General features: G+C 40.3%; 8 protein-coding genes. 4 read left to right on the forward strand and 4 right to left on the reverse strand.

Annotated features, from left to right (window positions below):
• Window positions 1-478: 478 nt before the first annotated feature.
• On the reverse strand, window positions 479-1645 hold the full coding sequence (locus tag E1I69_RS23595) for a chromate transporter (protein ID WP_136381947.1): 1167 nt from the start codon (window positions 1643-1645) through the stop codon (window positions 479-481).
• A gap of 149 nt (window positions 1646-1794) precedes the next feature.
• On the opposite strand from E1I69_RS23595, the gene E1I69_RS23600 reads away from it, so the two are divergent.
• On the forward strand, window positions 1795-2490 hold the full coding sequence (locus E1I69_RS23600) for an AIM24 family protein (protein WP_136381948.1): 696 nt from the start codon (window positions 1795-1797) through the stop codon (window positions 2488-2490).
• A 53-nt stretch (window positions 2491-2543) separates the two neighbouring features.
• On the opposite strand, the gene E1I69_RS23605 is transcribed toward E1I69_RS23600, so the two are convergent.
• The 3 genes from E1I69_RS23605 to E1I69_RS23615 form a co-directional block, all read right to left on the reverse strand.
• Window positions 2544-3515, reverse strand: coding sequence for a glycoside hydrolase domain-containing protein (locus tag E1I69_RS23605; RefSeq protein WP_136381949.1), 972 nt, complete (start codon window positions 3513-3515; stop codon window positions 2544-2546).
• Between the two features lie 391 nt (window positions 3516-3906).
• On the reverse strand, window positions 3907-4191 hold the full coding sequence (locus E1I69_RS23610; RefSeq protein WP_161974972.1) for a phage holin family protein: 285 nt from the start codon (window positions 4189-4191) through the stop codon (window positions 3907-3909).
• A gap of 149 nt (window positions 4192-4340) precedes the next feature.
• Window positions 4341-5549: an MFS transporter gene (locus tag E1I69_RS23615; protein ID WP_136381951.1), complete on the reverse strand. Its 1209-nt coding sequence runs from the start codon at window positions 5547-5549 to the stop codon at window positions 4341-4343.
• A 188-nt stretch (window positions 5550-5737) separates the two neighbouring features.
• On the opposite strand from E1I69_RS23615, the gene E1I69_RS23620 reads away from it, so the two are divergent.
• The 3 genes from E1I69_RS23620 to E1I69_RS23630 all read left to right on the forward strand — a co-directional run bounded on the left by E1I69_RS23620 (window position 5738) and on the right by E1I69_RS23630 (window position 6871).
• The gene (locus tag E1I69_RS23620; protein WP_136381952.1) at window positions 5738-6004 is read left to right on the forward strand and encodes a hypothetical protein; all 267 of its coding nucleotides are present in this window, start codon (window positions 5738-5740) and stop codon (window positions 6002-6004) included.
• Between the two features lies 1 nt (window position 6005).
• Entirely contained in the window at window positions 6006-6500 is a 495-nt protein-coding gene (locus tag E1I69_RS23625) for a hypothetical protein (RefSeq protein ID WP_136381953.1), read from the forward strand.
• A 77-nt stretch (window positions 6501-6577) separates the two neighbouring features.
• Window positions 6578-6871 (forward strand): hypothetical protein, encoded by a 294-nt coding sequence (locus E1I69_RS23630; RefSeq protein WP_242634691.1) that lies wholly within the window; start codon window positions 6578-6580, stop codon window positions 6869-6871.
• Window positions 6872-7002: the final 131 nt, after the last annotated feature.

Genomic DNA, 7002 nt, shown 5'->3' on the forward strand with positions numbered 1-7002 from the left:
TCTAGGTTAAACTGTATTTGAGTCATTTTTATTCCTCTTTTCTATGTTTTTCTTGGTCGTTAAACATTGTTGACAAAAAGGAATAAAATGACTCATTTTCTTTTTACACAATTATACGGACTTAATCGGTGTTTTCAAAGAGTGAGGGTATGAATAGGCGATAATCGTGCCGTCACTTTGGTATTTTAGCAGAATGAGGGTATGAATAGGCGATAATCGTACCGTCACTTTGGTATTTTCAAAGAGTGAGGGTATGAATAGGCGATAATCGTGCCGTTACTTTGGTATTTTAGAAGAATGAGGGTATGAATAGGCGTTAATCGTACCGTCAAATTGGTATTTTCAAAGAGTGAGGGTATGATTAAGCGATAATTGTACCCTCGTTTTGCTATTTTCAAAGAAGGAGGGGAAGATACATAGCCTCCTTCCACTACTTCATTAAGGGGGGAAATTTAAAAAAGACTACCAAACTGGTAGTCTAGAACAAACTTATAACGGTGCTCATGATAGCTCCTGTTACAACTACTATCCAAGGTGGCAGCTTCCAATAGACAAGCATGCTGAACAAAACGGCTGCAACTGTAAAGTCGATTGGCGCAAATACAGTGCTGGTCCATATTGGGTAATAGAAGGCAGAAATTAGAATTCCAACAACTGCAGCGTTTACTCCCATTAAAGCACCTTTAATTTTAGGATTACGTCGGAGAGAATCCCAAAATGGTAGTGTTCCTAAAATAAGAAGAAACGCTGGCAAGAAAATAGCGACAGTTGCGAGTAGTCCACCTTGCCATCCATTCATTACGGCACCAAGATAGGCAGCAAACGTGAAGAGTGGACCCGGAACAGCTTGTGCAGCACCATAACCGGCTAAAAATGCTTCTTCACTAAGCCATCCTGTTGGTACAAATTCACGCTCCAATAACGGTAAAACAACATGCCCACCACCAAAAACAAGTGAGCCAGAACGATAAAAACTGTCAAACATCGCAATCCATTCTAAAGAAGTAACTTCCCTTAAAATTGGCAAAACAATCAACAAACCGAAAAACAATGTCAAACAAATAGCAGCAAACCGACGAGAAATCGGGAACTGTAGATTTGTAGTTTCGCTGTCTGTTTGATTTTTAAATAAAACAAATCCTAGGATTGCCGCAATGAGAATAACACCCACCTGTGTAAAGGCTGTTTGCCATAATAGTGTTCCTACTAGCGCAAACAGAGCGAGTGATTTTCGTGGCAAATCCGGTGTTAGCCTTTGTGCCATTCCAAGGATGGCATGTGCCACGACGGCGACGGCGACTAATTTTAAACCATGAATCCAGCCTGCGCTTCCAACATCTAGGCCTTGGAGGATGAGGGCGAAAACAATTAGCGCAATCACAGAAGGCAGGGTGAATCCGAGAAACGATACAATGCCACCGAGCACACCAGCCCGCATGACACCTATGCCAATCCCTACCTGACTGCTTGCGGGACCAGGTAGAAACTGACACAATGCCACCAGGTCCGCATACGTTTTTTCGTCCATCCATTTTCTTCTCCGGATGTATTCTTCGTGAAAATAGCCTAAATGGGCAACAGGTCCCCCGAAGGATGTAAGACCTAGTCTAGTTGAGACGAAAAGAATCTCTAGTAAATTTTTCATTCTGTTCTCCTTTTCAAAATACTATCGGAATTATAACATTTGTAAGCATAATTCTGAAGATAAACACCCTGTGAATTTACAAAACTTTTACAAAATGAAACCTTTTACCAACCCAAACGTAAAACAAACTAACGAAAGGATGTGGGTGGATGAGTAAATATTCGATTTCGGAATTCATTAAAAATACCGAGCAGGAGGACAAAGGGGAAGGTCTATTTGAATTGGAGACTCCGAGAATGCTTGAGGTAAATCTTAACGGGATGGTTTGGGCAAAGGCGGGTTCGATGGTTGCGTACAATGGAAAAATCAAGTATGAACGAGAGGGGATTCTTGAGCATGGTCTAGGAAACATGTTTAAGAAAGCGTTGACAGGAGAAGGGACATCTTTGATGAAAGCGAACGGGCAAGGGAAGTTGTACTTGGCCGATAGCGGGAAAAAAATCATCATCCTTCAGCTGCAAAATGAAGCAATTTACGTGAATGGAAATGATCTTCTTGCCTTTGAACCATCCTTAAAGCACGAAATTAAATTAATGAAACGAGTTGCTGGCATGATGGCAGGTGGGCTGTTTAATGTACGGTGTGAGGGAAGTGGAATGGTAGCCATTACAACTCATTACGAGCCACTTACATTACGGGTAACGCCAGGTAAGCCGGTTGTCACCGACCCGAATGCAACAGTTGCCTGGTCAGGAAATCTTCAACCAGAGTTTCAAACAGATATCTCATTTAAAACCTTCGTCGGACGTGGAAGTGGAGAGTCAATCCAAATGAGATTTGAGGGAGATGGGTTTGTCATTGTTCAGCCGTACGAAGAGGTTTATATGCAGCAATCGAATAGTTGATTAGAATAGTAGAAGCATGAGAAAAGAATCTCATGCTTCTTTCTTCTTCCACGTTACGGTCCCCACAGCACATCGACGAGTTCTCGTTTAAATAGGTTGGTGTCAATGTTGCAGCTTTTTGACTCTAGGCCGTATTGCCACCCCCATGCGAGAGAGCCTTCTGGTGCGGAGGGGTTAAATTCTGGTGCTTTTGATTCTGATGTAACACCTACGCTGGGTGCGGCAGTCCAAATATAGTTTTGTTCAAGGATAGCAGCTTTGCTTTTTCCAGCTTCTTGATAGGCTTTAAACAAAGCTTGTTCAGGGTCAAACACACCATAGATTCCAGATTTGTACTTTGAACCTACAATTGTATCAAACCAGCCTTTGATAAACTCTGCATCTACCGGATAGTCCGGTTCAATGTCGGCAAAAATGGCGACACCTTCTGGGATTCCTATTTCTCCAGCAATCTTAAGTGCTTCCTTTGCATGTGCGACACCATTGTCGTAGCCGGTAGCGTCATTAAAATGATTGTAGATTGGTAGGATAAAGTCACCTTCAGCATGGATGATTTTCACTTGATCAGCTGTTAGCCCAACTGAGACTCCTTCACGCCCACCGATATACCGACCAAACACAACAGGGTCACCGAAGTTTTCTTTTACACAAGCATAGAAATCCTTGGTTGTTTCACTGGCTGAATCAATTCCCCAAACCACTTCAGGTAGATTATCGCTAGGTTTTGCTTTTTCATCTTTGTTTTGATCTTGTTCTTTTTGTTTGTTATTCTCATCATTTTGAGTGTTTTTTTCCTGCTCTTTTTGTTTATCTTTCTCATTATTTTGTTTTTGTTGATTCTGTTCATTTGCTGGTGGCTTTTGCTTTTGATCTTCGTTTGCAGGAGGGGGAGTCGGTGGTGCTTCTGTGGCAGGAGTCGTTGTTGCAGGATTTGGTTTGTCCTCTGTTACATAGAAATACACCCCACAGCATAAAAGGAAGCCTATGACAGCAGCTACAAACAGATTAAATACTTTTTCTGTCATTTTATCACCTCACTTTGATACTCCCTGTATCTTATGTAAGGTTTGTTTGTACGGTGTGGGTCTGGGCTGGCGTGGGGATAAATGTGGAACAATCCATAAAATAAACCCTTAATAAGAAAAGACATTTGGACAAAATTGGAAAAGTCCATACCATAAACGCTAAATAAGAATAGATTTTTGGATAAAATCAGAAAAGCCATAGCGCAAAAGACCACATATGAATAGAATTTCGAATTCCTGCTATTAAAGTAAGTGTCTGACCATACGAAAATGAAACCGCGGCATCAGTGACCGGGGTTTCATTTTATTCACTAGGGTTTTCCTTAAATTGGTCAACTCCAATTAAGGGAGCATGAATCTAACTATCGATGGGGAGGCAACAAAACGTAGTTTATTCATCCTTTTTATTGATAGCGGAGTTGATTCCGTGGAGAGTGTTTTTGATAAGGTCTTCGGAGATCATGGTTGTTCCTGTGACGAGAATGGCCTGGACTACGGATTGGATAAGAAAACCATAGTATAAAAGACAGGCGAAGATCGCGAAGCTTAACTGAATCCATCTATGCGTCCATTGTGGAATGAAGGGAGTTTCTTTTAAGATGAGCCCGATGAAATAGAGAACGGGAATTAAGATAAACGCATCCTGACGAATATATAATTTTAAGTTGAGATCCATTTTTTCACCTACAAGATTACGAAACTTTTTTAGGATAAAATATTCAAAAAAGGTGGGATTGTTCATTATAAAATTCAATTTTCTGAAAAAAGTTTTTAAACAAAAAACACTAGGTTCATAGCCTAGTGTTTTGGTGTTCATTCATCTATTCATTTTTTCGCGAGTACTTCACGTTTCACTACGCGTTTCCGTTGATCACCATTTAAGTAAGCTGTTGCCATTGCTATTAGGAGCAATATTCCTGTAACGGTGAAAAGGATTTGCGTTGGAAATAATCCTCCGAGTAAACCACCTAAAAGCGGTCCAATCATTCCGCCGATTTGGTTTGCTGTTTGGTTTAAACTGAATGCTCTGCCCCGGAAATCTTCAGGTGTTGATTTGACGACTAATCCGTTTAAAGCAGGGAAGACCGCACAGAAGAAAACGCCATAGACAAAGCGTATGAAAGAAAAACCCCAGATCTGGGTAAAGACGATTTGAGCTAAAGTTCCGATTCCCGCACCTAAAAGTCCGATAAATAGGACGCGGTGGAAGCCAACCTTATCCGCCCACTTCCCCCAAACAGGTGCAAAAAGTGCACTTGCAAGACCAGGTAAGGAAATGACAAAACCCGTAAGTAAGGTCGTATAATTTGTGTGACTTGCGATATCAGCAATGTACAACGGCAAGATCGGATCAATAATCATCGTAGAGCAGCTAACCATAAGAGTTAAAATTAATACAAGCAAGAATGGTCGATTGTTTATCGCAATGCGAAAGTCCTTGATAACAGAGCCTTTTTCCTTGTTTGCTTTGAAATTTTCCTCTTTTACGAAAAAGATAATTAAAATCGTTGCCAACAAGACAATGATTCCTGCACTGGCAAATGCCCAGCGATTACCCCAAAGCTCCGCCATTCCTCCACCTAGAAGAGGACCTAAAATCATACCTGTTGCTGCAGCAGATGAAATCATCGATAGGGCATAACCCACCTTTTTCGTTGGCGTGTTAGTACCTACAAGGGCAATGGACCCAGGTATAAATCCACTTAGTAATCCTTGCATTAATCGTAGACCTAATATTTGATAAGCGTTTGTAACGAAGGCCATTAGCGTGTAAACAAGAAAAAGGGCAAATCCTGCCCGAACGATCATTGGTTTACGTCCGTATTTGTCGGCGATTCTTCCCCAAAAAGGAGTCGCAAATGCACCTGCAAAAAAGGCGGCCCCGTAGATGAGTCCTGACCATAATTCAGTGTGGTCGTGAACTCCGATTTCCAATAGAAAGATTGGTAAGAATGGAATAACCATTGAAAAACCGGAAGCTGTAAAAAAGACACCAATCCAAAGAACCCATAAATTTCGTTGCCAAGTCGGCATAACTTTTTCCATCTCCTAAAATATTCTTCATATACTAGTAGAGTTATAATATCACAATTGTAGATTATTTTCATTAACGAAACTTTCGGATTCAGAAATAATTTATACGCTAAATTGGCTGAAAATTATAAAAGCGTTCTTTTGGGTCTTGGAAAAATATGTTATCCTATTCGAAGGGAGGTGCAAGCATGACCAAGCTTATCCGTATGTTCACTTTGATTGTATTTGTCACGTTAACAATCTCGTTGTTTCTGAAAGGATTAGAGCTTTGGGCCCTTGGGACAGATGTCGATGGCAATGGTATAGGTGTTGATTTTTTAGGATTGGAAATAATTGACCGTGTACCCGAAAGAATCATACCGATATATTCAATCGGCTTTTTTATTGCAAGTTTCCTTACATTATTAATTACGTTCATTCTTGCACCAAAGACATATTTTAAAAGGTTTGGTTAGAATGGGCTCTGTTTTTAATAAGACAATTAGATTCCTTACCGTGATGTTTATCGTATTTAGCTTGTTTGTTGGCGGGCAGTATTTTTATATAAAGAATTTATATACAATTCCTCATCATGTCGTTGAGCTAATACTTGAAGAGGCGAGGAACAATGAAAAGGAAAGTTCATACATTCTTGAGGAAAATAAGTGGGCTTCGATAAAAGCAGCTTCGGTTTTTGAAAATGTAAGGGAACCCATTAATTGGCATGAATTTAAGGATTTTGTACAGCAATGTAAGTTTGAGTTGACCTATGATAATGGAGAGGCAACTTATGAAATGATGAAGGAACGATACAAGGATACATATCGTTATGTAGGTGTTGTATGTTTTGAATATGATCCGGAAAATGGACAGGAACTAGGAGTAAGGGGTTCGTTTACACTTCTCGTTGAGTACATTGACCGTTCCTGGACAGTGGTTGGAGTCGGCAAAAAAGAGGAGGAAATGAAATGAGAAATGTAAGACTCTATTTGCTGTTATTTATTATTCTCTTATTTATTGGTGCTTGTTAGGAGATTTCACGAGTTCCGATGGGCAATCCGACTCCTGTGGATTTTTTAGATAATGAGAATGTAGATATTTTTCTGTTGGATGGGATTGTATATTCAAATGCACAGGATGTTGACTGGGTACAAGGACTTGAGTATAAAATTGGGGAGCAAGTTGGTGAGATTAAAAAGCAGTCAAATAAGGTAAAAGGTTTTAGGGGTGAAACCGCAAATATCCTACCTGTTGGAACGAAGATATTTGAAACAGATACACCCGTATATATTGCAGTTGTGGATGGGAAAGAAATCCGTTATTTAAAGATGATAGAAGGATAAAAAGAAGGGGCTGTCCAAAAAGTCATTGAAAAGTGACTTTTGAGGACAGCCCCTCATTTTTTATATTTATTGGGTCAACTAAAACTAGGTTGTTGATTTCCGCTGCAGGTACTCGCTTTCCGCGGGCGGTC

It is taken from the genome of Bacillus timonensis, from assembly GCF_004799755.1.
GTDB classification, from domain to species: Bacteria; Bacillota; Bacilli; order Bacillales; family Bacillaceae_L; genus Ferdinandcohnia; species Ferdinandcohnia timonensis_A.